This window comes from Aeromonas sp. sia0103, from assembly GCF_963895295.1.
GTDB classification, from domain to species: Bacteria; Pseudomonadota; Gammaproteobacteria; order Enterobacterales; family Aeromonadaceae; genus Aeromonas; species Aeromonas encheleia.
Genome location: NZ_CAWQKG010000062.1, coordinates 33,705 through 60,601, shown reverse-complemented (window position 1 = coordinate 60,601; position 26,897 = coordinate 33,705). Strand labels below are relative to the sequence as shown.

The 26,897-nt window shown below is 63.6% G+C and carries 27 protein-coding genes; 20 read left to right on the top strand and 7 right to left on the bottom strand.

What is annotated here, in order from left to right:
• Positions 1-4 precede the first annotated feature (4 nt).
• The 4 genes from pntB (at position 5) to AACW18_RS20190 (ending at position 6,120) form a co-directional block, all read left to right on the top strand.
• Positions 5-1,489: a Re/Si-specific NAD(P)(+) transhydrogenase subunit beta gene (pntB, locus tag AACW18_RS20205; RefSeq protein ID WP_218292023.1), complete on the top strand. Its 1,485-nt coding sequence runs from the start codon at positions 5-7 to the stop codon at positions 1,487-1,489.
• A gap of 367 nt (positions 1,490-1,856) precedes the next feature.
• A complete protein-coding gene (locus AACW18_RS20200) occupies positions 1,857-3,149 on the top strand; it encodes an L-cysteine desulfidase family protein (protein WP_218292022.1) in 1,293 nt (430 codons plus the stop codon).
• A gap of 161 nt (positions 3,150-3,310) precedes the next feature.
• A complete protein-coding gene (locus AACW18_RS20195) occupies positions 3,311-4,711 on the top strand; it encodes an L-cystine transporter (RefSeq protein ID WP_042654359.1) in 1,401 nt (466 codons plus the stop codon).
• Between the two features lie 80 nt (positions 4,712-4,791).
• Positions 4,792-6,120, top strand: a complete 1,329-nt coding sequence (locus tag AACW18_RS20190; protein ID WP_218389668.1) for a CoA-disulfide reductase — start codon at positions 4,792-4,794, stop codon at positions 6,118-6,120.
• A gap of 79 nt (positions 6,121-6,199) precedes the next feature.
• Here the strand turns inward: AACW18_RS20190 and AACW18_RS20185 are convergent, their stop codons facing one another.
• Positions 6,200-6,955, bottom strand: coding sequence for an outer membrane protein assembly factor BamD (locus tag AACW18_RS20185; protein ID WP_042654471.1), 756 nt, complete (start codon positions 6,953-6,955; stop codon positions 6,200-6,202).
• 116 nt (positions 6,956-7,071) lie between these two features.
• Here AACW18_RS20185 and rluD point away from each other — a divergent pair, with 116 nt between their 5' ends.
• The 4 genes from rluD to AACW18_RS20165 all read left to right on the top strand — a co-directional run bounded on the left by rluD (position 7,072) and on the right by AACW18_RS20165 (position 12,613).
• Positions 7,072-8,052, top strand: coding sequence for a 23S rRNA pseudouridine(1911/1915/1917) synthase RluD (gene rluD / locus AACW18_RS20180; RefSeq protein ID WP_042654357.1), 981 nt, complete (start codon positions 7,072-7,074; stop codon positions 8,050-8,052).
• A gap of 121 nt (positions 8,053-8,173) precedes the next feature.
• Complete coding sequence (pgeF, locus tag AACW18_RS20175; RefSeq protein ID WP_218389667.1) at positions 8,174-8,911, top strand: peptidoglycan editing factor PgeF; 738 nt, start codon at positions 8,174-8,176, stop codon at positions 8,909-8,911.
• Positions 8,912-9,156: 245 nt separating this feature from the next.
• Positions 9,157-11,730, top strand: a complete 2,574-nt coding sequence (clpB, locus tag AACW18_RS20170; protein ID WP_218389666.1) for an ATP-dependent chaperone ClpB — start codon at positions 9,157-9,159, stop codon at positions 11,728-11,730.
• Positions 11,731-11,788: 58 nt separating this feature from the next.
• Positions 11,789-12,613: an MBL fold metallo-hydrolase gene (locus tag AACW18_RS20165; RefSeq protein WP_218389665.1), complete on the top strand. Its 825-nt coding sequence runs from the start codon at positions 11,789-11,791 to the stop codon at positions 12,611-12,613.
• A 230-nt stretch (positions 12,614-12,843) separates the two neighbouring features.
• Here the strand turns inward: AACW18_RS20165 and asnA are convergent, their stop codons facing one another.
• Positions 12,844-13,842, bottom strand: coding sequence for an aspartate--ammonia ligase (gene asnA / locus AACW18_RS20160; RefSeq protein WP_042654353.1), 999 nt, complete (start codon positions 13,840-13,842; stop codon positions 12,844-12,846).
• Between the two features lie 153 nt (positions 13,843-13,995).
• Between asnA and asnC the strand changes: the two genes are divergently transcribed.
• Positions 13,996-14,457, top strand: a complete 462-nt coding sequence (gene asnC / locus AACW18_RS20155; RefSeq protein ID WP_042654352.1) for a transcriptional regulator AsnC — start codon at positions 13,996-13,998, stop codon at positions 14,455-14,457.
• Between the two features lie 103 nt (positions 14,458-14,560).
• Here asnC and AACW18_RS20150 read toward each other — a convergent pair whose 3' ends face one another.
• A complete protein-coding gene (locus AACW18_RS20150) occupies positions 14,561-15,325 on the bottom strand; it encodes a substrate-binding periplasmic protein (protein WP_218389664.1) in 765 nt (254 codons plus the stop codon).
• Positions 15,326-15,405: 80 nt separating this feature from the next.
• Between AACW18_RS20150 and AACW18_RS20145 the strand changes: the two genes are divergently transcribed.
• Positions 15,406-15,942 (top strand): DUF2301 domain-containing membrane protein, encoded by a 537-nt coding sequence (locus tag AACW18_RS20145; RefSeq protein ID WP_218389663.1) that lies wholly within the window; start codon positions 15,406-15,408, stop codon positions 15,940-15,942.
• On the opposite strand, the gene AACW18_RS20140 is transcribed toward AACW18_RS20145, so the two are convergent.
• Positions 15,939-16,343, bottom strand: a complete 405-nt coding sequence (locus AACW18_RS20140; RefSeq protein ID WP_042654349.1) for a CBS domain-containing protein — start codon at positions 16,341-16,343, stop codon at positions 15,939-15,941. The genes AACW18_RS20145 and AACW18_RS20140 overlap by 4 nt on opposite strands.
• Positions 16,344-16,551: 208 nt before the next feature.
• On the opposite strand from AACW18_RS20140, the gene AACW18_RS20135 reads away from it, so the two are divergent.
• A complete protein-coding gene (locus AACW18_RS20135) occupies positions 16,552-17,256 on the top strand; it encodes an SDR family oxidoreductase (protein ID WP_218389662.1) in 705 nt (234 codons plus the stop codon).
• Between the two features lie 9 nt (positions 17,257-17,265).
• On the opposite strand, the gene folK is transcribed toward AACW18_RS20135, so the two are convergent.
• Positions 17,266-17,811, bottom strand: coding sequence for a 2-amino-4-hydroxy-6-hydroxymethyldihydropteridine diphosphokinase (gene folK / locus AACW18_RS20130; RefSeq protein ID WP_218389661.1), 546 nt, complete (start codon positions 17,809-17,811; stop codon positions 17,266-17,268).
• Between the two features lie 125 nt (positions 17,812-17,936).
• On the opposite strand from folK, the gene cydH reads away from it, so the two are divergent.
• From cydH to AACW18_RS20110, 4 genes are all read left to right on the top strand, one after another.
• Positions 17,937-18,029: a cytochrome bd-I oxidase subunit CydH gene (cydH, locus tag AACW18_RS20125; RefSeq protein WP_126623226.1), complete on the top strand. Its 93-nt coding sequence runs from the start codon at positions 17,937-17,939 to the stop codon at positions 18,027-18,029.
• A gap of 102 nt (positions 18,030-18,131) precedes the next feature.
• A complete protein-coding gene (locus tag AACW18_RS20120; RefSeq protein ID WP_218389660.1) occupies positions 18,132-19,532 on the top strand; it encodes a sensor histidine kinase in 1,401 nt (466 codons plus the stop codon).
• An 8-nt stretch (positions 19,533-19,540) separates the two neighbouring features.
• The gene (locus tag AACW18_RS20115) at positions 19,541-20,050 is read left to right on the top strand and encodes a hypothetical protein (protein WP_042654345.1); all 510 of its coding nucleotides are present in this window, start codon (positions 19,541-19,543) and stop codon (positions 20,048-20,050) included.
• A complete protein-coding gene (locus tag AACW18_RS20110) occupies positions 20,047-21,327 on the top strand; it encodes a sigma 54-interacting transcriptional regulator (RefSeq protein ID WP_042654344.1) in 1,281 nt (426 codons plus the stop codon). The genes AACW18_RS20115 and AACW18_RS20110 overlap by 4 nt, the downstream gene beginning before the upstream one ends.
• Positions 21,328-21,363: 36 nt before the next feature.
• On the opposite strand, the gene AACW18_RS20105 is transcribed toward AACW18_RS20110, so the two are convergent.
• On the bottom strand, positions 21,364-21,837 hold the full coding sequence (locus AACW18_RS20105) for a DUF1097 domain-containing protein (RefSeq protein ID WP_218389659.1): 474 nt from the start codon (positions 21,835-21,837) through the stop codon (positions 21,364-21,366).
• Positions 21,838-22,204: 367 nt separating this feature from the next.
• Between AACW18_RS20105 and msrP the strand changes: the two genes are divergently transcribed.
• Positions 22,205-23,209: a protein-methionine-sulfoxide reductase catalytic subunit MsrP gene (gene msrP / locus AACW18_RS20100; RefSeq protein WP_042654342.1), complete on the top strand. Its 1,005-nt coding sequence runs from the start codon at positions 22,205-22,207 to the stop codon at positions 23,207-23,209.
• A complete protein-coding gene (gene msrQ, locus AACW18_RS20095) occupies positions 23,206-23,850 on the top strand; it encodes a protein-methionine-sulfoxide reductase heme-binding subunit MsrQ (RefSeq protein WP_126623445.1) in 645 nt (214 codons plus the stop codon). Before msrP ends, msrQ begins: the two co-directional genes overlap by 4 nt.
• Positions 23,851-23,888: 38 nt before the next feature.
• Here msrQ and AACW18_RS20090 read toward each other — a convergent pair whose 3' ends face one another.
• On the bottom strand, positions 23,889-24,140 hold the full coding sequence (locus AACW18_RS20090; RefSeq protein WP_042654340.1) for a PepSY domain-containing protein: 252 nt from the start codon (positions 24,138-24,140) through the stop codon (positions 23,889-23,891).
• Between the two features lie 63 nt (positions 24,141-24,203).
• Here AACW18_RS20090 and AACW18_RS20085 point away from each other — a divergent pair, with 63 nt between their 5' ends.
• From AACW18_RS20085 to AACW18_RS20075, 3 genes are all read left to right on the top strand, one after another.
• Positions 24,204-24,536: a PepSY domain-containing protein gene (locus AACW18_RS20085; RefSeq protein ID WP_042654339.1), complete on the top strand. Its 333-nt coding sequence runs from the start codon at positions 24,204-24,206 to the stop codon at positions 24,534-24,536.
• A 118-nt stretch (positions 24,537-24,654) separates the two neighbouring features.
• The gene (locus AACW18_RS20080) at positions 24,655-25,311 is read left to right on the top strand and encodes a response regulator transcription factor (protein ID WP_042025200.1); all 657 of its coding nucleotides are present in this window, start codon (positions 24,655-24,657) and stop codon (positions 25,309-25,311) included.
• A 49-nt stretch (positions 25,312-25,360) separates the two neighbouring features.
• Positions 25,361-26,710 (top strand): sensor histidine kinase, encoded by a 1,350-nt coding sequence (locus AACW18_RS20075; RefSeq protein ID WP_042654470.1) that lies wholly within the window; start codon positions 25,361-25,363, stop codon positions 26,708-26,710.
• Positions 26,711-26,897 lie beyond the last annotated feature (187 nt).

Below are 26,897 nucleotides of genomic sequence, written 5' to 3'. Positions count from 1 at the left end.
TAACGTGTCTCAAGGACTGGTAACAGCATCCTATATCGTTGCCGCCGTGCTCTTCATCCTCAGTCTCGCGGGACTGTCGAAGCAAGAAACGGCCAAACATGGCAACCTGTTCGGTATCGCGGGGATGGCCATAGCGCTGCTCGCGACCGTACTCAACCCGGAGACCAGTGGCGTGCACTGGATCATCCTGGCCATGGTCATCGGTGGTGCCATCGGTGTGCGTCTGGCACTCAAGGTCGAGATGACCGAGATGCCCGAGCTGGTGGCCATACTGCACAGCTTCGTGGGCATGGCGGCGGTGCTGGTGGGCTTCAACAGCTTCATCGATCTGCACCCCTCCGCACCCGCTGAGGTAGTGGTCTCCGTCGGCTCCAACCTGGATGCGACCCTGGCCGCGGCCCGGGCGGCGTTCGAGCAGGCGGCCAGCGTCGCCCAGGTCGAGCACCTGTCCGGCGCCATGCTGAACATCCACCTGGTGGAAATCTTCCTCGGCGTCTTCATCGGTGCCGTGACCTTCACCGGCTCCATAGTGGCGTTCGGCAAGCTGCGTGGCCTGATCTCTTCCAAGCCGCTGCAACTGCCCCATCGCCACAAGCTGAACCTACTGGCCGTGGTGGTCTCCCTGGCGCTGATGATCCACTTCGTCAACGCCGGTGGCTCCACCTTCGCGCTGCTGCTGATGACCCTGATCGCCTTCGCCTTCGGCTGGCATCTGGTGGCCAGCATAGGTGGTGCCGACATGCCGGTCGTGGTCTCCATGCTGAACTCCTACTCCGGTTGGGCGGCGGCGGCGGCGGGCTTCATGCTCTCCAACGACCTGCTGATCGTGGTGGGTGCGCTGGTGGGTTCCTCCGGTGCGATCCTCTCCTACATCATGTGCAAGGCGATGAACCGCTCCTTCATCTCGGTGATCGCCGGTGGCTTCGGCTCCGACGGTGTCGCATCGACCGCCGATCAGGAGATGGGCGAGTACCGCGAGACCAACGCCGAAGACGTGGCCGACATGCTGAAGAACGCCAGCTCCGTCATCATCACCCCGGGCTACGGCATGGCGGTGGCGCAGGCCCAGTACCCGGTGGCCGAGATCACCCACAAGCTGCGTGAGCGCGGCGTCAAGGTGCGCTTCGGTATCCACCCGGTGGCCGGTCGTCTGCCTGGCCACATGAACGTGCTGCTGGCGGAAGCGAAAGTCCCGTATGACATAGTTCTGGAAATGGACGAGATCAACGACGACTTCAACGACACCGACGTGGTGCTGGTGATCGGTGCCAACGACACCGTCAACCCGGCCGCGATGGAAGATCCGGGCAGCCCGATCGCCGGCATGCCGGTGCTGGAAGTGTGGAAGGCGCAGAACGTCATCGGCTTCAAGCGCTCCATGAACACAGGTTACGCCGGGGTGCAGAACCCGCTGTTCTTCAAGGAGAACACCCAGATGCTGTTTGGCGATGCCAAGGCCAGCGTCGAGGCCATCCTAAAGGCGCTGTAAGCCTTGACCGGATGAGACAAGAGGAGGCTTCGGCCTCCTTTTTTATTGCCATTTTTTCACGCCACGGAGCCAAGCCATTGATGGCAAAGGCACTGTCGGGTAGCGAGGCGGAGGGGGCAGGGACCCAGGCGGGCGGCGGGTCGTGATCGGGATCGCAATCCGGTGACGTTGCCCCTGCTGGAAGGCATAATGGCGGCGAAAAGCGAGCTGGCTCAATTTTATTTGAGTCCGGCGTCACTAAGATCAAATAAATTTACAGAGGGGAGGGCCTGCCAGGCTGGCGCCCTCCTCCCGTTCACCATCAGGGTGGATCCGATCCGATCATGCAGTATGTGCCCAGCGGCATAGCGAACCAGAGAAACCACAGATGAAAGCACAATGGACCGATTTCATAACCCTGCTCAAGCGTGAAGTGGTGCCGGCCCTTGGCTGCACCGAGCCCATGTCGGTGGCGCTGGCGGCGGCCAACTGCCGCAAGCTGCTGGGCCAGGTACCGACCCGCATCAGCATCTGGGTCAGTGGCAACCTGTTCAAGAACGGCATGGGGGTCGGCGTGCCCGGCACCGGCATGATAGGCCTGCCGGTCGCCGCCGCGGTCGGCATCACCGGGGGTAACCCGGACGCCGGACTGGAGGTGCTCAAGGGCCTCACCCCGGCCCAGGTGGAGGCCGCCAAGGCGCTGCTGCCCGTCATCCAGGTGGATGTGAAGGACGTGCCGGACGTGCTCTACGCCGAGGTGCTGGCCGAGGCCGACGGTCACAGCGCCCGGGTGGTGATCTGCACCGATCACACCCGCATCGTGCTGCTGGAGAAGGATGGCGAGGTGCTGATGGAGCAGGCCAGCGCCCCCGGCGTGCAGATCCAGCCCGCCAAGTCTGACAAGCCCGGTATGACACTGCGCGAGATAGTGGCGTTCGCCCTGGAGGTGCCGCTGGCCGAGATCGCCTTCATCCGCGAGGCGGCCAGCATGAACCAGGCGCTGGCGGACGAGGGGCTGCAGGGCTATGGCCTGAGCATCGGCAAGATCCTGACCGAACAGGTGGAGCGCAAGCTGCTGTCCGACGATCTGATGACGCTGGCCATGCGCCTGTCGTCGGCCGCGTCGGATGCGCGCATGGACGGCGCCATGCTGCCCGCCATGTCCAATTCGGGCTCGGGCAACCAGGGCATCGCTGCCACCATGCCGGTGGTGGCCGCCGCCCGCTTCCTCAAGGCCGACGAGGAGCAGCTGACCCGGGCGCTGGTGATGAGCCATCTGGTCGCCATCTACATCAAGATGTACCAGAACAAGCTGTCGGCCCTGTGCGCCGCCAGCACCGCCGCCATGGGCTCGGGGGCCGCCATCACCTGGCTGCTGGGGGGTCAGTTCGAGCAGATCAGTCACTGCATCAACAACATGATCGGCGATGTTTCCGGTATCATCTGCGACGGTGCGGGCAGCGCCTGCTCCATGAAGGTGTCGACCTCCACCTCGGCGGCGGTCAAGTCGTCGCTGATGGCGATCAACAACCTGCACGTGCCCCAGAGCGAGGGCATAGTCTCCGATGACGTGGATCAGACCATCGCCAATCTGGGGCGCCTCTCCAAGCGGGGGATGCTGGATACCGACATCGAGATCATCAACATCATGCGGGCCAAACAGCAGGGCAAGGGGAACTGATGACGAGGGTGGCGCAGGCCACCCTCGGTGTTTGCATGCATTGACGTCACCCCGGCATACCGGGGGACGGACCGCCACGATGCGGTCAGTTTCAGGGCGAGGCGCACGAGGCGCCCGTCCGTCAATCTCGGGCCTCGCCCGTTTATTTTTTGGGGAATATCATGACACTTAGCGTTATCGGTAATCTGGCCATCCTGGTCATGTTGTTGCTGTTTCTCTACCGGTTGCAGCAGACCCATGTCAGCTTCACCCGCCGGGTCTTCTCGGGGCTGGGGTTGGGCATCTTGTTTGGCGGGGCGCTGCAACTGCTGCACGGGGTCGGCTCCGAGGTACTGGTGCAGACCAATGACTATCTGGACATCGTCGGCAGCGGCTACGTGAAGCTGCTGCAGATGATCATAGTGCCGCTTATCATGGTCTCCATCATAGGCGCCATCCTCAAGCTGAGCGGCGGCAGCTCGCTCGGCAAGATCAGCGCCCTGACCATAGGGGTGCTGATCTTCACCACCATGATCGCCGCCGGGGCGGGCATACTGATGTCCAACCTGTTCGGCCTGACCGCCGAGGGACTGGTCGCCGGCGCCGCCGAGACCGCCCGTGGCGCGGCCCTGCAGACCAGCCTCGGCAGTGTCGAGAGCATGTCCTTCGCCAAGATGGTGCTGGAGTTCATCCCGGCCAATCCCTTCCTCGACATGACGGGGGCGCGCAAGACCTCCACCATAGCCGTGGTGATCTTCTCCATCTTCATCGGCCTGTCCGCCACCGGTATCGCCCGCAAGAAACCCGAGATCTTCGCGAGCTTCGAACGCTTCATGCTGGTGGCCCACGCCATAGTGATGCGGATGGTGACCCTGGTGCTGCGCCTCACCCCCTATGGCGTGCTGGCGCTGATGGCCAAGGTGGTCTCCGGCTCCAACTACGCCGACATCATCAACCTGCTGAACTTCGTGCTGGCCTCCTACGGCGCCATCGCCATCATGTTCGGCGTGCACCTGCTGCTGGTGAGCCTGGTGGGCATCAACCCGGCCCGCTTCCTGAAGAAGATCATGCCGGTGCTGGCGTTCGCCTTCACCTCGCGCACCAGCGCGGGCTCCATCCCGATGAACGTGCAGACCCAGACCAAGGCGCTCGGCGTGCCTGAAGGGATCGCGAACTTCGCCGCCTCCTTCGGCGCCACCATAGGCCAGAACGGCTGCGCCGGCATCTACCCGGCCATGCTGGCGGTGATGATAGCCCCGACCGTCGGCGTCAACCCGATGGATCCCGGCTTCATCATGACGCTGATCGCCATCATCACCGTCAGCTCGTTCGGGGTGGCCGGGGTCGGCGGCGGCGCCACCTTCGCGGCGCTGATCGTGCTGTCGGCACTGGACTTCCCGGTGGCGCTGGCGGGCCTGCTCATCTCCATCGAGCCGCTCATCGACATGGGCCGCACCGCCCTCAACGTCTCCGGCTCCATCACTGCGGGCACCATCACTGGCCGCCTGATGGGGCAGACCGACATGGCGGTCTTCAACAGCGATGCCGAGGTCAGCCTGGACGGCGAAGAGTCCGCGGTCTGACCCATCCACGGGGGCCCGTTCCCAGCTAATAGATCAATCAGGGGAGGCGATGCCTCCCCTGTCGTAACAGGAGTCAAGCAATGCGTATTGTGATCATAGGTGGCGAAGCCGCCGGCATGAGTGCGGCCGCCAAGGCCCGCCGTCTGGCCAAGGATGCCGAGATTGTGGTGTATGAGGCCTCCGAGGTGATCTCCTTCGGGGCCTGCGGGCTGCCCTACTTCGTCGGCGACGACTTCCAGGAGCCCGGCTACATGGCCGAGTTCACCCCGGCGCAGTTCGCCGCCAAGGGGATCGAGGTCAAGACCGGCCACCGGGTGCTGGCGCTGGATGCCAAGAATCAGACCCTGAGGGTCGAGCATGATGGCGACAGCTTCAGCGACCATTACGATCGCCTGATGATCGCCACCGGTGCCCGTGAGCAGATGCCGCCGATCCCCGGCCTGCAGCAGGAGGGGGTGTTCGGCCTGCGCCGTCTGGCCGATGGCCTGGCGTTGAAGGCCGCGGTGCAGGATGGCAGCAAGCAGAAAGCCGTCGTCATCGGCTCCGGCTTCATCGGGCTGGAGGTGGTGGAGGCATTGGTGCATCAGGGCAAGGAGGTGCGACTCATCGAGCTGGCGGATCGGGTCATCCCCGATGCCTTCGATTCAGAGATCACTCTGCACATCGAGACCGAGCTACGTGAGCAGGGCGTCTCTGTGCACCTGGGAGAGCGGGTGGAGGCGCTGCTGGGGGACGGCAGGGTCAGTGGCGTGCGCACCGACCAGGGCTGCTACGAGGCCGATATAGTGGTGGTCTGCACCGGGGTCAGGCCCAACACCGAGTTCCTGGCCGATACCGGCATCAAACGACTGGCCAACGGCGCCATCGAGGTGGACCGGCAGGGCCGCAGCTCGCTGCCCAACGTCTGGTCGGCGGGGGACTGTGCCAGCGTCTGGCACAGCGTCAAGCAGCAGCAGGTCTATGTGCCGCTCGCCACCATCGCCAACAAGCTGGGGCGCATGGTGGGTGAGAACCTGGCCGGTGCCGAACAGGAATTCCCAGGCACGTTAGGCTCTGCGGCGCTCAAGGTGCTGGGGCTGGAGGCGGGCCGTACCGGCCTGTCCGAGCGGGAGGCGCAGGCGCTGGGCATCGACTATCGCACCGTGCTGATCAAGGACAAGTGCCACACCAACTACTGCCCGGGCCAGTCCGACATCCACGTCAAGCTGGTGTATGAGGCGGGCAGCAAGCGCCTGCTGGGGGGCCAGATCCTGGGGCGCAAGGGGGCCGTGCACCGCATCGACGCGCTGGCGGTGGCCATCACCATGGGGGTCACCACCGAGCAGCTCGGCATGCTGGACTTCGCCTACGCACCGCCCTTCTCCCGCACCTGGGATGTGCTCAACGTAGCGGGCAATGTGGCAAAGTAGGGCTGGTGTTCGGGCGCGGCACTGGTCGCGCCCATAAAAAAACCGATGCCTAGGCATCGGTTTTTTGTTCCGGTCTCACTCAGCCACGGCCGAGGCGATTGTCCGGGTAGTTCTTGGCCAGCACCTCGCGGGCGTGCTGGGCCAGGGTCGGCATCTTCAGGGTATCGTAGGCGTTGACCATGATCTCCAGCGCCTTCTCGGTCTCGACGGTATCGGGATAGGTCTCGACCACCATCTTGGCGCGGTTGGCGGCGGCGATCAGCGCATCACGCTTCACGTAATACTCGGCCACCCCCAGATCGTAGCGAGCGAGACGGGTCTTCAGACCTATCATGCGGGCACGGGCATCGGCGGCAAAGCTGCTGTTGGGGTAGTTCTGCAGCAGCGTCTTGAAGTCCTGGAAGGCCTGACGGGCGTAGGAGGGGTCCTTGTCGTCCCGATCTATCCCCAGGAAGTCCTGGAAGAAGTTGTAATCCGCCGCCATGTTGGTCAGGCCACGCATGTAGAACACATAATCTATGTTCTTGTGGGCAGGATTGAGGCGGATGAACCGGTCGATATTGGCGATGGCCTGGGCGGTATCATCCTGTTTGTAGTAGGCGTAGATCAGGTCAAGCTGAACCTGGCTGGAGTAGGCACCGAAGGGGTAGCGTGAGTCCAATGCTTCCAGTAACTCGATGGCATTCAGGTAGTTACCTGTATCCAGCTTGAGGCGTGCCTGTTGGTACAGGACTTCCGGCGGTTCGTCGGGAACCTTGGGTTTGGTGCTGGAACAGCCAGTGATCAGGGTAGCGATCAAGGCGAGCGACATCAGCAGGTGAGACTTCTTTCCCATCAACAACATCCGGTCCATTTCCACGAAATTGGCAAAGTATCCGTTATGCTTGGCTAAAAGAAAAGCTAGAATACCCGGATTATTTCGAATTGATACCCCCGCTCAAGAGACCATACATGAGCCAGCATATTGAACTGACAGGCGAATTTCAGGATCACCAATTCGGGCAGCGACTCGACCAGGCCCTGGCTGAATTGTTTCCAGACTACTCCAGAACCCGCATCAAGGAGTGGATTTTACAGGACAGAGTGACCCTGGACGGTCAGGTTGCCAACACCCCGCGCGAGAAAGTGCTGGCAGGGCAACAGGTACATGTAGATGTCGAGTTGGAAGATGACACCCGTTGGGATGCTCAGGATATCGAACTCAACATCATCTATGAAGATGAACACATCCTGGTGATCGACAAGCCGGCTGGCCTGGTGGTTCACCCGGGCGCCGGCACACCGGATGGCACCATCCTCAACGCCCTGCTGCACCGCTACCCCGGCATTGCCGAGGTGCCCCGTGCCGGCATAGTGCACCGTCTGGATAAGGACACCACCGGTCTGATGGTGGTCGCCAAGACGGTACCGGCCCAGACCCATCTGGTGGAGGCGCTGCAGGCGCGCCAGATCACCCGTGAGTATGAAGCCATCGCCATCGGTCACATGACCGCAGGCGGCACAGTGGACGCCCCCATCGGCCGTCACCCGACCCAGCGTACCCACATGGCTGTGGTGCCCAATGGCCGTCCTTCCGTGACCCACTTCCGGGTACATGAGAAGTTCCGTGGCCACACCCGACTGCGTCTGCGGCTGGAGACGGGGCGTACCCACCAGATCCGCGTGCACATGGCTCATATCAAGCACCCACTGGTGGGTGATCCCGCCTACGGTGGCCGTATGCGCCTGCTGCGCAACGCGACCCCGGAGCTGACTCAGGCGCTGCGCGGCTTCCACCGCCAGGCGCTGCATGCCACCATGCTGAAGCTGGCGCACCCCATCACCGGCGAAGTCATGGAGTGGCACTCTGCCACCCCGCAAGACATGCTGGATCTGATGGAAGTGCTGCGTGCAGACACCCTGGCCAACCCGGACGATCTGGTCTGGGGTTGATCGGTCGAGGCCTGCGTAGGCTTCTGCCGTAACCAGGCCCGGATAACAGGCCAAACGGGGCTCCTTAGCTGATGACAGATAAGGAGCCCCTTTTTTATTTGTTGAAAATGAAGGAGAGAAGATGAAGTGGATCGTACCTGACTGGCCGGCCCCGGCCTCAGTGCGGGCGCTGTCGACCACCCGGGATGGCGGTGTCAGCGAGGGGGTCTTTCGCGGCCTGAACCTGGGGGCCCATGTGGGCGACGAGGCGGCCAGAGTCGAGGCTAACCGCGCCGCCTTGCAGCAGGCGGCCGGGATCCCGGGTCGGCTAAACTGGCTCGATCAGGTACACGGCACCCTAGTCCACCCGGTCAGCAACGCGCTCGGCGCCACGCCGCAGGCCGATGCGGCCTGCGCCCACGAGGCCGGCCTGGCCTGCATAGTGATGACCGCCGACTGCCTGCCGGTGCTGTTCTGCGACCGGGCCGGCACCCGGGTGGCCGCAGCTCACGCCGGCTGGCGCGGGCTGCAGGGTGGCGTGCTGGAGGCCAGCATCGCCGCCATGGGCTGCGAGCCGGCTGATCTGCTCGCCTGGCTTGGGCCGGCCATAGGCCCCCGGGCATTCGAGGTGGGGGGCGAGGTGCGCGACGCCTTCCTGGCCGAGCAGGCCGAGGCGGCCGCCGCCTTCGCGCCCTCTGTCAACGAGGGCAAGTGGCTGGCGGACATCTACCTGCTGGCCCGGCTGCGGCTGGCCCGTGCCGGGGTGAGCGCCGTCTATGGCGGCGAGCACTGCACCTTCAGCGATGACGAGCGCTTCTACTCCTATCGCCGCGACGGCCAGACCGGCCGCATGGCCTCGCTCATCTGGCTGGCGGACTGAATCGGGGAGTCCTCGATGCCTGTTTCTGCCGTGATGGCCGGAGCGATCTGATGGCCGCCCCGCGCCGGCGGGCTGAGTGAGCCGTGCCGCCCTTGCCGGGTAGGGGCGGCTCCCTCTGATTCCCATGTTGAGGGAAAAATAAACAGCCCTTCCCCTTGAAATCGCGGCCCTTGACCTCATCTTCCTTGTCAGAAAGTTCTGTTGTTGCCGCCCAGGGCGGCGTCTGTTTCAAAGGGGGGAGTGCAATGCGCCTCGATCGCCTGACCAGTAAATTCCAAGTAGCTATCTCCGATGCCCAGTCACTCGCACTGGGTCGTGATCATCAATTTATCGAACCCGCTCACCTGATGACCGCCCTGGTCAACCAGGATGGCGGTTCTATTCGTCCGCTCTTGACCCTGTGCGGGATGGACATCAACGCCCTGCGCTCGCGCCTCGGTGAGGAGCTCGACCGCCTGCCCAGAGTGAGCGGCGTCGAGGGGGATGTGCAGCTCTCCAATGGCCTGGGCCGGCTGCTCAACGTCTGCGACAAGCTGGCCCAGCAGCGCAAGGATCAGTTCATCTCGTCCGAGCTGTTCGTGCTGGCGGCCCTCGACGAGAAGGGCAACCTGGGGGAGCTGCTGCGCGCCCAGGGCCTGACCAAGGAGAAACTCGAGCAGGCCATCGACAAGGTCCGTGGCGGCAAGAAGATCGATGACGCCAACGCCGAGGAGAACCGTCAGGCGCTGGAGAAGTACACCGTCGATCTCACCGAGCGGGCCGAACTCGGCAAGCTCGATCCCGTCATCGGGCGGGATGAAGAGATCCGCCGCACCATCCAGGTGCTGCAGCGCCGTACCAAGAACAACCCCGTGCTGATCGGGGCCCCCGGTGTCGGCAAGACCGCCATCGTCGAGGGGCTGGCCCAGCGCATCATCAACGGCGAGGTGCCGGAAGGGCTCAAGAACAAGCGGGTGCTCTCCCTGGACATGGGCGCCCTGGTGGCCGGTGCCAAGTACCGCGGCGAGTTTGAGGAGCGGCTGAAAGCCGTGCTGAGCGATCTCGCCAAGGAGGAGGGCAACGTCATCCTCTTCATCGACGAGCTGCATACCATGGTCGGCGCCGGCAAGGGCGAAGGAGCCATGGACGCGGGCAACATGCTGAAACCTGCGCTGGCCCGTGGCGACCTGCACTGCGTCGGTGCCACCACCCTGGACGAGTACCGCCAGTACATAGAGAAAGATGCCGCCCTCGAGCGCCGCTTCCAGAAGGTGCTGGTGGAGGAGCCCTCGGTGGAGGATACCATCGCCATACTGCGCGGCCTGAAGGAGCGTTATGAGCTGCACCACCATGTGCAGATCACCGACCCTGCGATCGTGGCGGCGGCCCAGCTGTCGCACCGTTACATCGCCGATCGCCAGTTGCCGGACAAGGCCATCGACCTCATCGACGAGGCTGCCGCCAGCATCCGGCTGCAGATCGACTCCAAGCCCGAGTCCCTGGATCGGCTGGAGCGGCGCATCATCCAGCTCAAACTCGAGCAGCAGGCGCTGATGAAGGAGGATGACGACGCCAGCCGCAAGCGGCTGGATCTCATCAATCAGGAGATTGGCGAGAAGGAGCGCGAATACAACGAGCTGGATGAGGTGTGGAAGGCCGAGAAGGCGGCGCTGGCCGGTACCCAGCACATCAAGGCGGCACTGGAGCAGGCCCGTCAGGATCTCGAGGTGGCCCGTCGCGCCGGCGATCTCGGTCGCATGTCAGAGCTGCAATACGGCCGCATTCCCGAGCTGGAGAAGCAGCTGGATCTCGCCACCCAGGCCGAGATGCAGGAGACCAGCCTGCTGCGCAACCGCGTCACCGACGTGGAGATCGCCGACGTGCTGGCCCGTGCGACCGGCATTCCGGTGGCGCGGATGCTGGAAGGTGAGCGCGACAAGCTGCTGCGGATGGAAGATCAGCTGCACAGCCGGGTGATCGGCCAGGAAGAGGCGGTGGAAGCCGTCTCCAACGCCATTCGCCGCTCCCGGGCCGGGCTGTCCGATCCGAACCGACCGATCGGCTCCTTCCTGTTCCTCGGCCCGACCGGGGTGGGCAAGACCGAGTTGTGCAAGGCGCTGGCCGAGTTCCTGTTCGATACCCAGGACGCCATGGTGCGCATCGACATGTCCGAGTTCATGGAGAAGCACAGCGTGGCGCGGCTGGTGGGGGCGCCTCCCGGCTACGTGGGTTACGAGGAGGGGGGTTATTTGACCGAGGCGGTACGCCGTCGCCCCTACTCGGTGATCCTGCTGGACGAGGTGGAGAAGGCGCACCCGGATGTGTTCAACATCCTGCTGCAGGTGCTGGACGATGGTCGTCTGACCGATGGTCAGGGCCGTACCGTCGATTTCCGCAATACGGTGGTGATCATGACCTCCAACCTCGGCTCGGATCTGATCCAGGAGCACTATGCCGAGAAGGACTATGAGGAGATGAAGGCCCTGTTGATGGAGCTGCTGACCCGCAGCTTCCGACCGGAGTTCATCAACCGGATCGACGAGACTGTGGTGTTCCACCCGCTCGGCGAGGATCACATCAAGTCCATCGCCCGCATCCAGCTCAAGAGCCTGATGGGCCGTCTGGAGTCCCAGGGCTTCGAGGTGGAGGTGAGCGAGGAGTTGCTGACCAAGCTGGTGCATGCCGGTTTCGATCCCGTCTACGGGGCGCGTCCCCTCAAGCGGGCGATCCAGCAGAAGGTGGAGAACCCGCTGGCCCAGGCGCTGCTCAGCGGTCGGGTCATCCCCGGCAAGAAATTGCTGCTGGGGGCCGACAGCGGCGGCCTCACCATGACCCAGTGATGGGGTTATCGATCAAGACGCAGGCTTCGTGCCTGCGTTTTGCTTTCAAGGAGATGGCATGCTGAAGTTTTCGGTGCTGGTGGATGACGAGGTACACAGCCCAGGTTGTCTGCCGGAGCGAGGGCTGTCGATGGTGCTGGAGTGCGATGGCCTCAAGGTGCTGTTCGATAGCGGCAGAGGGCGGGCCTTGCGCCATAACGCCGAGGTGATGGGCATGGATCTCGGCTCCCTCACCCACGTCGTGCTGTCCCACGGTCATTACGACCATGTGGGTGGCATCGGCTCCCTGCCCGTTTACCCCGATCCCATCCCGCTGATCGCCTGCCCGGATGTGTTCAATGAGCGCGGCTACTTCCTGCCGCTGCTGTCCCGGCGCTACAACCTCTACCGCCTCTCGGGCGAGCTGGATCCGCCACAACTGGCGGCCAGGGGGCTGATCCCCCACTGCTCGGCCGAGCCGGTCTGGCTATCCGAGCGGCTGGTATTCCTGGGCTCCATACTGCGGCGCGATCGGGCCGCCCCCTCCCTGCTCGGCTATATGCTGCGTGGCGGCCGAGTGGAGAAAGATCTCATCAGCGATGACTCGGCGCTGGCCTACAAGGGGGAGCGAGGCCTTATCATCTTCATCGGCTGTGGTCATGCCGGGGTCGAGAACATAGTGCAGCGGGCCAGGGAAGTATGCGGTGACGAGCGTATCCAGGCCGTCATCGGCGGCCTGCACCTCAAGTTTTCCGGTCCGCGGCGGGCGGAGGCGCTGGGACTCTATCTGCAACGGGAAGGGGTGGACAGTCTGTTCGCCTGCCACTGCACCGGCAAGCGAAAGGCCGGGCTGCCGGGGCAGACCCAGATCGGGGCGGGCTTTGAACATGTGTTCCGGCCATAAAAAAAGCGGCAATCCGAGGATTGCCGAGAGGAATGTATTCGATGCGACCTGACGTGGGTTGAGCGGGCCGCAGGGGCAAGCCCCGGTTTCGAAGAGAACCGCAAACCGCGGTCACCCTCCTTACAGCCTGCCCGGGATGCGCTCTCCATCCCGGGTGGCCACACTTCGCGTTGCACCCGACCGATCTGCTGCCTGAGCAGCCTCCAGCCAGGTGCAAGGCATCAATCTGCTTACAACATGCCTGGCACAGCGGCCTTCATCTCGGCCGACCAGACGCCGACCTGGACCTGACCTATGTGCTCCTTTTGCAGCAGCAACATGGCCAGACGGGATTGGCCTATGCCGCCCCCTATGGTCTGCGGCATCTCTCCTGCCAGCAGTGCCTGGTGCCAGTCGTACTGCAGGCGATCCTCATCCCCTGTGGTGGCGAGCTGGCGACGCAGCGCCTCGGCATCGACCCGGATCCCCATGGAGGAGATCTCGAAGCTGTCTTCCAGCACCGGGTTCCACACCAGGATGTCGCCGTTCAGCCCCGCCAGACCCTGGCCGAGATCGTTCTCGCTGCTCCAGTCGTCGTAGTCCGGGGCGCGCACGTCGTGGCGCTCGCCGTGGGACAGGGCACCGCCGATGCCGATGAGGAACACGGCCCCCAGCTCCTTGGCGATGGCGCGCTCACGGCCCTTGGCATCCAGATCCGGGTAACGGCTCAGCAGCTCTTCGCTGTGCAGGAACTGGATCTCGCTCGGCAGGAAGGGGGTCAGCTCGTGCTCTGCACAGACGGCGCGCTCGGTGGCCTTGATGGCGGCCCAGATGCCGCGCACCGTCTCCTGCAGGTAGGCCAGATCCCGGCGCTCGCTCGGCATCACCTTCTCCCAGTCCCACTGATCCACATAGACGGAGTGGATGGGGGTGAGTCTGTCTTCGTCCGGGCGCAGCGCCTTCATGTGGGTGTAGATGCCTTCACCCGGGCCGAAGCCGAAGCGGCCAAGGGTCTGGCGCTTCCATTTGGCCAGGGAGTGCACCACCTCGTAGCTGTGTTCGGGTAGTGTCTTCACCTTGACCTGCACCGCATGCTCACAGCCGGAGAGGTTGTCCTGAGTGCCATCACCGACCCGGCTCAGTATGGGGGCTTGCACCTCCATCAGACCGAGTTGCTGGGCGAGCTGGCGGGAGAACATCTCTTTGACGAAGCTGATCTGTTGTTGGCTGCGAATGTAGTGCTGTTTCATGGGAAATACCTGTTTCAAACCCGTTGGATGTAGCGATTCTTCAACAGATGGCGTACTAAATTCAATATTCGATAATAGAAATAGGCTTTACGTATTTTTTTGTTCAAAATGTTCGGGGTATTACTGAGATATCGTTAACGGGAGTGCAAAAAAGTGCCAGAAAATTATCGGATCGATAATCTCGATCAGGCCATCCTCACCGCCCTGATGGACAATGCGCGCATTCCTTATGCCGAGCTGGCCAAACAGCTGCTGGTCAGCCCGGGCACCATCCATGTGCGGGTGGAGAAGATGAAGCAGGCGGGGATCATCGAGGGCACCAGGGTGCAGGTGAATGCGAAGAAGCTGGGCTACGACGTCTGCTGCTTCATCGGCATCAATCTCAAGAGTGCGAAAGATTACCCCTCGGCGCTGGCCAAGCTGCAGGCGCTGGACGAGGTGGTGGAGGCCTACTACACCACAGGCCACTACAGCATCTTCATGAAGGTGATGACCCGCTCCATCGACGAGCTGCAGACGGTGCTGATCCACAAGATCCAGACCATAGACGAGATCCAGTCCACCGAGACCCTGATCTCGCTGCAGAACCCGATCTTGCGGGATGTGAAGCCCTGATGATTGCCCGCTCCGGTGTATGGGATGAGATCCATTTCCCTATGGAGACGCTGAGCTCGTGGCAGAACCCTATCCTGCGGGATGTGAACTCTGTGGCCGAGGATCAGGGTTCGAGATAGGGGATGCCGTATCTGTCATAGAGGGCCTTGAGGCGACCGTCCTGCTTCATGCGCAGCAGTTCGGCGTCATAGGCCGCCATCAGGGCCGGGGTCTGCTCATCGGCGCGGGCCTTGCACCAGACATGGTAGTAGGGGTTGGTCTTGAGGGGCTTCGGCAGGTAGCCGAGTTTGTCTTCCAGGTGCTCCTTCCGGATCTGGCCGAAGGCGGTCACCAGTGACATGGGCACCAGATCGATGCGGCCGGCGACCAGCTTGCGCAGCTGCAACTGGTTGAGGGGGATCTGCTGGAAGTGGTAGTCGGGATCCTGCTCGGCGGCGCTCAGCTCAGGGGTGTAGGCGTAATCCTTGGTGATGCCGATGCGCCAGGGCTTGAGGTCTGCCAGGGTGTCGTAGTGGATCTTGTCCAGATCGCCCTTGCGCACGAAGAAGTGCCAGCTGTGGCGGATATGGGCCTGTTTGGGGTAGATCAGATAGCTCTCCCGCTCCGGTTTGTGGGAGAGGCTCATCAACAGATCATACTCACCCATCTTGGCGTTGCGGGTGAGCCTGGCCCCCGAATCGGTCAGCTCTATCCTGATGGGCACCTTGAGGGCGCCGAAGATGGCGGTCACCAGATCCACATCCAGGCCATAGGGCCTGGCGGCGGCATCCAGCGACTTCAGCGGTGCTTCCAGGGTGCCGCCGATGACCAGCTCCTTGGCCGACAGCCAACAGGGCAGCAACAGGCAGAGCAGAAGCAAGCTGCGCAAATCACATCTCCTACGCATGGGGCGGGTTCACCTGCATTTGGGTATATTGGCCGGTAGATAGGCAACAGAGGCGACCCCGGATGGCAAATCCTGAAGTAGAAAGTGAACTGGACCCGATCGACAAATGTTCGGTCTGTCTCTATCGTCTCGGCTTGAGTCTGGCAGCTTTGCTGCTGTTGTGTCGAGGGGGGAGCCTGCTGATCGGGCAGGATTTTTTACCTCAACGCCTCTGGTTGACGGCGTTGGTGGTGGCGAGCGGCCTGTGCGGGTTCTGCCTGCACATCTATGACAAGCGAGTCCGTTTCCTGCTGCAGGGATTGGGTTGGGGCGGGCTGATGCTGGCGGCCTGCGGCGCACCTGATGCACTGGTGCTGGGGGCCGGGCTGGCAACGCTCTCCGGCTTGGCGTTCAAGGAGCAGTTCTGCTTCGCCATCCCCGGCATCAAGGCGGTGCCCCTGTTGCTGCCACTGTTATGGCTGCTGGAGTGGGCCCGGCTCGATTGGGCCGCCGCCCTGGTGGCCCTGATGTGCGGCCTGCTGCTCTGTCTGCTCAGTCTGGCCAAGTGGCGGATGCCCCTGCACTTCGATATCGGTGACAGGGGGCGCTATCAGCTCTAGGTGGCCTGACAGCTCTTCATCTGCCGGTTGAGTGCCTGCAGCACCAGTGGGCGGCTGATGATGCCGATCACCTTGCCTTGCTGCAACACGGGGTAGATCTTGGGCTTGGAGCCCGTCATCTGGCGCGCCAGATCCAGGATGCTGTCATCCGGTGCGACCGAGAGCGGCGTGTGGCTCATCAGATCCTCCACCCGGGTGCGGCTGTCACAGTGATAGCTGCCGGTGAGCAGGCTGGGAATGCAGTCCTGCTCGGAGAGAAAACCGATCAGCTGCTGGCGCTCGTCGAGCACGGGCAGCCCGCTCAATCCGGCCTGGTGCAAGCGGTCCAGCGCCTCGGCCAGGCCGAGTTGGGGGCTGAGTGAGTGGGTCAGGCGCTGCATATGATCGCGAACTTGTAGCATGATGGTGGCTCCATAAGATTCAATGAGGCCACTATGCCCTTGCCCCCGACGACGCGGCCAATGGGTTCTGCCTCGGGCATTGATAGGCGAACGACGGCGTCATCCAGCCCGCGCAACGGCAATCAGGGCTGGGGGATGGCGAGAAGTGGATGGCGTCTCCAGGCCGGGAGCCTGTTGGCCAGGATGGTTAATGACACAAGGAGAGGCTATGCGTGCATTGGTGACGGGCTGTGGCCGCCGACTGGGTTTCTACCTGTGCGAGCAGCTGGTGGCTGCGGGTTGGCAGGTGACGGGCAGCTATCGCAGCGAGCGCCCCGAGCTGACCCATCTGCGGGCCCTGGGGGTGGAGCTGGTGCAGGCGGACTTTGCGCAGGCCGCGGAGGTCGAGCTGCTGATCGGGGCGCTCAGCGCCCATGACGATCTGGCGTTGATCATCCACAATGCCTCGGCGTTTGAGCCTGAGGCCAGCGAGCCGGCGGCGCAGCTCGCCCAGTTCGAGCTGTTCTATCGGGTGCACATGGCGGCACCGTTTCAGCTCAACCGCGCGCTGGCGCCCCGGCTGGCCCGCCATGATAACGCCAGCATCATCCACATCACCGACATCTATATACACGCGCCGGCACCGCAGTTTGCCGCCTATGTGGCCACCAAGGCGGGGGCTCATTCGCTGGCCATGAGCTTTGCCCGCGAACTGGCACCGGCCGTGCGGGTCAACACCATAGAGCCGGGCCCCATACTGTTTCTCGATGAACACGGCGACGCCTGGCGCCAGCAGGTGCTGTCCAGGACGCCGCTGGCCAGGGAGGGGGGCCTTGAGCCCATCTGGCAGGCGGTCACACTGCTGATGACCAATGACTATATGACGGGGGCCAGCATCAGAGTGGACGGTGGCCGGGCTCTGGCCGTTATCTAGGCGCTCAGGCTAGTGATGACGGGTGGCGACATTGCGGGGATCGGCGTCCGGGTGGGCGATGACAGTGCCCTGCTCACCCTCTGGCTGCCAGAGATCGACGGGGGCCTGACCAAAGCGCTGCTCCACAAACACCTTGCTGCTGTGCAGGCGCAGCACCACCTTGGGATCCTGCACCTGACCGCCGCCATGGCACTCGGCCAGCAACTCGCGGAGGTAGGCATCCACCGGGCTGCCGGCGAAGTCCGCCACCGGGCCGCTGGCCAGGATGTCGATATCCAGCGGTCGGTCCGTCACCTTGCAGTGGGGATTGCTGCGATCCCGGCCGTGGGCCAGCTCCATACGGACAAATTCGGCCTTCAGTTGGGGCGGCGACAGCTCGCTCTCGACGATGAACAGACAGTTGAGGAAGTCGTGGCGCGAGCGCATGCCCACCGGCTTGGTCTGGATCACCGAACTCAGGCGCAGGTGACCGAAGCGCGCCAGCAGCTCCCCCACGGCCAGGCTGACGTGATGGGCGGGGTCAAGATTTGAGCCAATGCTGCACAGGTAGAACATGCTTGCCATTCCTTTGGTTGGTCTCGTCTGAAATATATACGCAGCTCACGGTTATCAGATTTACTATGAATTAACATAGTTTTATCTGTTGTGATCCAACTCTGATTGGCAGAAAGGAGGTTTGCATGAGTGTTGAGCTGAAATGGGCGCTGTTGACCGCCTCCGGGGCCCTGGCAGTGATCCTGATCATCTGTGTGGCATCCGTCGGACTGGCGTGAGCGCCGTCCCCGCATCGCATCAAACCGGCCACTCGGCCGGTTTTGCTTTTTGATGCAGTGCGGATATGCTGGGCCCCCCATGAAGAGTCGAGACAGCACAAGATGACCAAGGTACGCCCCCGTTCCCTGCTACAGGTGGTATTGATGGGCTTCGTCCTGGTCCTGATGCCCCTGGGGGGCATGATCTGGCACGACAGCCAGGCCTTATCTCACCTGAGCCAGCTGACCAGCGACGAGCTGGAGCGGGCGGTGCGCGATACCCGCCGGGCGACCCTGCTCACGACCCAGGCCGTCGATCTGGAGCGCACCCTGCGGCGTTACGCGGTGCTGGGGGATGATCGCATCCTCGCCAGCTACCAGCAGCAGCTGGCGAACTACCGCGAGCTGCTCGCCACCCATCAGCAATCCATCCCGGATGTGGCCGCCTATGCCGGCCTCGAGACCTCGCTGGCCTGGCTGGATGACTTGCAGGACTTGCGCAAGGCGAAGAGCGATGCGACCAGCCCCAAGTTCGATCAATTCAACCAGCTCAGCCAGCAACTGGAGGTGATCACCCGCAGCCAGGTCGATGAACACGTGGTGCGCATGAGAACCGCCATCGCCGATCTGAGGACCGAGATCTGGTGGGCCAGCGGCTTCGTGGCCGTGCTGAGCCTGCTGCTGGTGCTGCTGTTTACCTATCTGATCATCCACCCGGTACGTCAGATTGAGTCGCGGATCCTGAGCCTGGGGGCCGGCGTGGAGCCGGACAAGCGCCCGGTCGACGGCCCGGCCGAACTGGTGCTGCTGGGGGAGCGGATCGGCTGGTTGCACGATAGGCTTAAAGAGCTGGAGCAGCAGAAGTATCAGTTCCTGCGCCACGTCTCCCACGAGCTGAAGACGCCGCTCGCGGTGCTGCGGGAGGGGGCGGATCTGCTGTCAGAACAGCTGGTGGGTCCGCTCAATCCAGATCAGCAGGAGATCTGCCAGATGCTGGAGGAGAACAGCCGCCGGCTGCAGACCCTGATCGAGCGGCTGCTCGACTTCAACCGCCTCAGCCAGCAGGAGGTCTTCAGCCTGACGCCGGTGCCGTTGACCCCCTTGCTGAATGAACTGTTGACAGAATACCGGTTGGCACTGGAATCCAAACAAATCAGTGTACACTTGCCGACCGAGCCCATCAGCCTGCAGGCCGAGCCCTATCGCCTGCGACTCATCCTCGATAACCTGTTCTCCAACGCGGTCAGCTATGGCGCCAAGGGCGGCCAGATCTGGATCCGGGCGGGGGCAGACGCCAGCGGTGGCTGGCTGGAGGTGGCCAACGAAGGGCCCGTCATCCCGCAGGCCGAGCAGGAGCGGATCTTCGAGCCGTTCGAGCAGGGCAGCACGGTGCGGCAAGGACTGCTGAAGGGGTCTGGCATGGGCCTCTCCATCGCCCGCGAGTCGGCGATGAGCCTGGGGGGAGAGCTTAAATTGATTGAAGATGAACAGGCTGATGTCTGTTTCCGGTTGGATCTGAAGTGAAGTTCAAAATGAAACGATTTGTTGTTCCCGCATTGATGATGAGCCTGCTCTCGGGTTGTTCCCTGCTGCCGTCGTCCAGTCTGACGGCGCCGTCGGAGCAGGCCCTCGCCAAGCGGATGGAATTTGCCAATAAAGAGATGCAGGTCCGCCTGCAATACTCGGACTGGCTGCTGGCCAGCCATCCTCAGCAACGGGTACAGGAGCGCCAGCGCCTGACCGGTGCCACCGACCTCGAGAGCCGGGTCAACCTGGCCATGGTCAACACCCATCCCTCCGAGTCGGTGGCGAGCCGCCGGGCCGGGCTGGATCAGCTCAAGTCCCTGCTGCCCGAACTCGGCCTGGACGCCCAGGCCTTCCTGCGCAGCTGGATCGCCCTCGGCGAGGAGCTGCTGGCCCGTGACAGCCGCCGCGACGATCAGAGCCAGGAGGTGCAGCGTCTGCGCCGCCAGATCGAGCAGCTCAGCGCCATCGATGAGCAGCTGAACCAGCGCAAACTCAATGGCGGGACCCAGCCATGAGCCGCATCCTGCTGGTCGATGACGACGCCAGCCTGCTCAAGCTGATGAGCATGCGGCTGCGCAGCCAGGGCTATGAGGTGGATACCGCCGACAGCGCCGAAGGGGCGCTGGACAGGCTGCGCCAGCAGCGCGCCGATCTGGTGCTGAGCGACTTGCGGATGGGGGGCATGGATGGGCTGGCGCTGTTCGAGCGGATCCAGTCTCAGTGGCTCGGCATGCCGGTCATCATCATGACCGCCCACGGCACCATTCCCGACGCCATCCAGGCGACCCGCTCCGGGGTGTTCAGCTTTCTCACCAAGCCCATCGACAAGGATGAGCTGCTTGCCACCATAGAGCATGCCCTCAGCCTGACCCGGCCGAAGCAGCAGCGGGAGTGGCAGTCCCTGATCCAGACCCGCAATCCGCAGATGGAGCAGTTGCTGATCCAGGCGAGCAGCATCGCCACCATGGAGGTGCCGGTGTTGATCCTGGGCCCTTCCGGCTCCGGCAAGGGGGTGATGACCCAGGCCTTGCACCAGGCCAGCAACCGCCACGACAAGCCGCTGCACGCCATCAACTGTGCGGCCCTGCCCTGGCCCGCGCTGGATCTGCAGCTGTTCGGGGAAGACGGTCAGTCCGGTCTGTTCGCCCAGGCCAAGGGTGCGACCCTGTTTCTGGATGAGATTGGTAACCTGTCCGAGTCACTGCAGGCCAAGCTGCTGCAGGTGCTGGCGGAGTATGGCCAGGGCACCCCCGAGGTGCGGGTCATCAGCTCAAGCCACCAGGATCTGGTCACGGCGATGGAGGAGGGGCGCTTTCGGGAGGATCTCTTCTACCGGCTCAACGTGGCCAACATCACCCTGCCGCCCCTCAGCGCCCGCAGCGAGGACATCCCGTTGCTGGCCCGTCAGGCGCTGGATGAATACCGCAGCCGCCACGACAGCTGCGCCGCGCTCGGCTTCTCGCCGGAGGCGCTGGCCCTGCTGGCGGCGGCGGCCTGGCCCGGCAACGTACGCCAGCTCTATGGGGTGGTGGAACAGCTCGCCAGCCTCTGCTGCAGCCCGGTGATCGGGGCCGCCATGGTCGAGTCGGCCCTGAGCGGCGGGGTGGGCGGCATCCCCTCGTTCAACGAGGCGCGTGCCGAGTTCGAGAAGGAGTACCTGATCCGCCTGCTGCGCACCACAGAGGGCAACGTGACCCTGGCGGCCAATATGGCGGGCCGCAACCGGACCGATTTCTACAAGCTGTTGAATCGACACGGTATCGAGGCCGCGAACTTCAAGTCGAAGGGGTAACGTCAGGCGTTTTGGCCACGCGGGTCGTGGCCAGGCTCAGGCGGGGTCGACCATGCTGCTCGTGGCCTGGGTGCGGCGTGACAGCCAGAGGCCGCTCGCCTTCATCAGATAGCCGAACAGGGCGCCGATCACCAGAGATGGCAGGATCAGGCGCCACTCCCCGGCCGCCCCGAAGGTGGCGCAGCAACCGGCGAAGGTGCCGGGAATGTAGCCGAGCCACTGCTGCTTGGCCTGGGCGCACATCAGGGTCGCTACCACCCCCGTCATCAGATAGCCCGCCATGCCGGCGCCCCACCAGCTCTCCCCATGGATCAGCACCAGTGCCCACAGCATGCCGCTGGCATTGCACAGCAGGGTCTGCAGCAACGCCTTGTAGCCGCCACTCGAGGCGAAGTAGCTGGTGCAACCGAGGAAGCCGACCCAGGAGATGAGGCCGAGGGCGGCGGCCAGTCCGCCCCAGACGGCGGAGAGGATCCCGGTCGTGATGGCGATGGCGATCAATGGGCTCATGACATGACTCTCAGTGGTTGAATCCGGAAAAGGAGGCAGCCTACCCTTCGGCTGAGGGGCGGCAAGCAGGGGCCGAATTGTGTGTGATCTGAGTCACCTTTTTCAACTCGGGAATACGCTTGCGCTCGCGAAAAAAATTCATTGGTGGCTTCTTGGGGGCTGCACCATAGTTAGAGGCCCTGTCCTGCTCATGGAGTGAGTCTGATGGTGCCAAACGTGATCGTTCCTCTGCTGGTGTTCATAGTGCTGTTTCTGGCCGGTACCATGGCCAAGGCACTGCCTCTGTATCAGATGATGTAAAGCTGTGAAATAAAATCTCGCCGGGGCCGGTCTAATGAATGTCGTCTCATAGCCCCGGGAGTTTTTCATGTTTATCAAGCACTCGAACCCTCTTCACCCCACCGAGCGGGATGTCACCCCGGAAGCCGTCTATCAGGATCGCCGCCTCATCCTCAAGGGATTGGGGTTGGGCACCGCCAGCCTGGCCTTCCCGGTCAAGGCCAGTCTGCTCGATCTCTTCTCCAGCGAGACCCCGGCCCCGGCCGCCGCCACCAAGGCCATCCAGTACAAGGCCGCGACCCGGCCTGAGGGGCTGACCCTGACCCCGCTGGAGAAGGCGACCAGCCACAACAACTTCTACGAGCTGGGGACCGACAAGGGGGATCCGGCCCGCAATGCTCACTACCTCAAGCCCGAGCCCTGGACGCTGAAGGTGGAGGGGGAGGTGGCCAAGCCCTTCACCCTGGATGTGTGGGATCTCATCAACAAGCGCGAGCTGGAGGAGCGGATCTACCGGCTGCGCTGCGTGGAGGCCTGGTCCATGGTGCTGCCCTGGAGCGGCATCCCCCTTGCGGAGATAATCCGCCGCGCCGAGCCGACCAGCCGCGCCAAGTTCGTGGCGTTCGAGACGCTCTATGATCCGGCGCAGTTGCCGGGGCAGGCGTCCAGCGGCCTGGGGGGCGGCATCGACTATCCCTATGTGGAGGGGCTGCGGATGGACGAGGCGATGCACCCGCTCTCCTTCCTGGCGATGGGGCTCTACGGCAAGACGCTGCCCGCCCAGAACGGGGCGCCGATCCGGCTGGTGGTACCCTGGAAGTACGGCTTCAAGAGCATCAAGAGCATCGTCTCCATCCGCTTGGTGGAAGAGATGCCCCCCACCACCTGGAATCTGCTGGCACCGAACGAATATGGCTTCTACGCCAACGTCAATCCGCAGGTGGATCACCCGCGCTGGAGCCAGGCCAGCGAACGCTTCATCGGGGAGGGCAGCATCTTCGGCGCCAAGCGCCAGCCCACCCTGCTGTTCAACGGCTACGGTGACGAGGTGGCCTCCCTCTATCAGGGCATGGATCTGCGCAAATGGTACTGACACCGAGACTGACCGGCCGCCACATCGGCCTGCTGCGGGCCCTGGTGCATCTGGCGTCCCTTGGCTTCCTGCTCTGGCTGGGCTATGCGGTGCCGGCCGGCTTGCTGGGAGGGGATCCGGTGCAGGGGCTGACCCATTACCTCGGCAAGGGCGCCCTGCACCTGCTGCTGCTGACCCTGCTTATCTCGCCGCTCGCCAAACGCTGGCGGCAGGGGCAGCTCGTCAAGCTGCGCCGGCCACTCGGGCTCTGGTGCGCGGCCTGGGCAGTATTGCACTTCATGGTGTGGCTGGGGCTGGATCTGCAGTTCGACTGGAGGCTCATCGGCGGCGAGCTGGTGAAGCGCAGCTACATCATGGTGGGGGCGGTGGCGCTGCTGCTGCTGCTGGCCCTGAGCATCACCTCGATCCCGGCCCTGCTGCGGGCCATGGGCCCGAGCTGGCAGCGGTTGCACAACTGGATCTATGCGGTGGCCCTGCTGGTGCCGGTGCATTACTGGTGGTCGGTCAAGAGCGGTTGGCAGGAGCCGCTCATCTACCTGCTGCTGGCCTGTGCCCTGTTGGTGCCGCGGCGCGAGAAGCTGCTGCGTCCCTGGCGCCAGCGCCAGAGGCTGCGGCAACGCCAGAAACTGGAGGAGGCGTGATCCCCTCCCCCCATCCAGACGCGCATAGCAAAAGAGGCCTAATCGGCCTCTTTTTGTTGGGTGATCTTGCCGCTGTGGGCGTCGACGCTGAGCCGCACCTTCTGCTCCCTGGCGTCCAGGGTGCTGACGTCAAATGTGTCACCTTCCAGCTCGACTTCCCGAATGTCGTGGTACCCTTGTGCCAGCAGCAGCTTGACCAGGGCAGGCATGTCGAGACGCGTCTGGGCCGCCCAGCCAAGGGTGGAAAAGAGGCAAAGGATCAGCAGGATACTGCGTGGGATCATATTCATTCCGGATTCATGGCTGGCACACTATAAACGGCATTATGTTAGGTTTTGGGAGATGAATCATCCATGAATAGAGCCCTGTCCCTGCTTGGGCTGTTGCTGCCGGCACTGGTGCAGGCGGCCCAGCCGAACGAGGCCTTGCTGCAACAGGCGGTCAGCGAGGGGCGGATCAGACCTTTTCATGAGCTGATGGAGGTCGCCTCCCGCCTGCCGGTGCGCGTGCTGCGCGTCGATCTGGGGGAGGAGAATGGCGTCTGGCTCTATGAGCTTCGGCTCATCGACAGCGAAAACAGCGTCATCAAGGTGGGCTACCGCGCCGACAATCTGGAGATGGTGTGGCTCAAGGGCCACCATCTGGAGCGCCTGTTCGAGCCCCGCCCCCCATTGGAAGAAGAGTGACCCCGAGACCGTCTTGCAAAGCTGCCGCCGGACAGGGTAGGCGATGCGGCGTCGGCGCCGCGACTCGCCGCGTCTCATCCCGAGCGGCCGGAAGTGCCCCCACTTTGGAAAATAATTCATGCGAATTCTGATAGTTGAAGATGAGAAGACCCTGGCAGGCCAGCTGGCTGAACAGCTGCGCCTGTCCGGTTTCGTCACCGATCTCTGCCACGATGGCAACGAGGCCGGCTTCCTAGGCGAGACTGAACCCTATGACGCCATCATTCTGGATCTGGGCCTGCCGGGCCGCGACGGCCTGAGCGTGCTAAAAGAGTGGCGCAGCAAGGGGATAGACACTCCTGTGCTGGTGCTGACCGCCCGTGGCCAGCTGCACGAGAAGATCGAGGGGCTGAACGCCGGCGCCGACGACTACCTCACCAAACCCTTCCAGGTCGCCGAGCTGGTGGCGCGGGTCCATGCCCTGGTGCGCCGTGCGGCGGGCAATGCCAGCTCGATCCTCGAGATCGGCGGGGTACGGCTCGACATGGCGGCCTCCCAGGTGTGGTACGAGGGCACCCCCATCAAGCTCACCGCCCACGAGTTCCGGGTGCTGGGTTACCTGATGCAGCACAGGGGCAAGGTGGTGTCGCGCAGCGAGCTGATCGACCACATCTACGCCCAGGATTTCGATCGGGACTCCAATACCGTGGAGGTGTTCATCGGCCGGATCCGCAAGAAGACCCACCCAGATCTGATTGAGACGGTGCGCGGGTTAGGGTACAGGATCAACGAATGACCTTGGTGTTGAGCGGTTCCGGTAGGCATGGTGCGTGGCGGGTGAGCCCATGAGGCTGGTGCGCACCCTGCGCGGCCGGCTGGTGGTCATCGCCCTGGTCTGGTGCGGGCTCTTCCTGTTCGCCACCGGCTTCAGCCTGCAGACCATGATGCGCAACTACTGGCAGGAGGCGGAGGCGGACGGCTTGCGCCTGCAGCTCTATGATCTGCTCTCCCGCCTCGAGATCCAGCCCAATGGGCTGCCCGTGGTCACCGAGCCCATGGCCGATCCCCGCTATCGCCAGCCCTACTCCGGCTACTACTGGCAGCTGGAGCTGGGCAGCGACGTGGTCAGCCGTTCCCGCTCCCTGTGGGATGCCCACCTCAGCGCCCATGGCCTGAAGTCGGCCTTTGGCGATCCGGATCTGTTCGTCGGCAAGGGGCCCAACAAGGAGCCGCTGCTGATCATGACCCGCACCGTGCTGCTGCCGGGCTCGGATCGGGTGTTCACCCTGGTGATGGCCAAGGACAGCAGCGTCCTGACCCAGACCCTGAAGAAGACCCGCATCAGCCTGTTCCTGGGGCTGGGCTTCGCCGCCGCCGGGCTGGTGCTGGGCTTCATGTTCCAGATCGTCTACGGCCTGCGGCCGCTGCACCTGCTGCGCCGTGAGCTGGGACGGGTGCATCAGGGCCATCAGGAAGGGTTCCGGCTGCGCTATCCGCTGGAGATCCAGCCGCTGGTGGAAGACATCAACCGGCTGCTGCACCACTACAGTGAACTGCTGCAGCGGGCCCGCTCTCACACCGGCAACCTGGCCCACGCGCTCAAGACGCCCCTCAGCATCATGCGCAACCAGGTGGCCCAGTTGCCGCCGGAGGACAGGGCCGCCATCGACGAGCAGCTCGACCAGATCCAGCGCCACATCGATTATCACCTCGGTAAGGCCAGGGTGACCGGGGCCGCCAAGATCCTGGGGGTCTCGACCCCGGTGCGGGCCAGGGTCGAATACATCTGCCGCGCCTTCTCCCGCCTCTATCCGGGCAAGGAGGTGGATCTGCAGGTGCCGGCCAACCTGGCGGTCGGGGTGGAGGAGCAGGATTTCGACGAGATGGTGGGCAACCTGCTGGAGAACGCCTTCAAGTGGTCCAGCAGCCAGCTGCGTATCTCCAGCGCCGAGCTGGGGGGCTGGATCACCCTGCGCATCGAGGATGACGGCCCCGGCATGAGCGAGGATCAGATCGCCAAGGCGGTGCTGCGCGGTGTGCGGCTCGACGAGAAGGTGCCGGGCTCAGGGCTCGGGCTCAACATAGTGTCAGATCTGGCCGAAGCCTATCGCGGCAGTTTCATCATGGGACGAGCCGAGCTGGGCGGCCTGGCCGCCTCTCTGTCGCTGCCCAAGGTGGCCAGGGTGGAGAGCTAGCAACGGCGTCTCATCATGGGACGGACGACATAATAGTGGTCTGGTGCCCTTCCGTCGCTGCCCCAGGTGGCCAGGGTGGAGAGCTAGCAACGCCGTCTCGTCATGGAACGGCCGGCATGATGGTGGTCTGGTGCTCTTCCCGTCTCTGCCCGAGCTGGCAAGGGGCGAGCGCTAGGCTTAAGATATG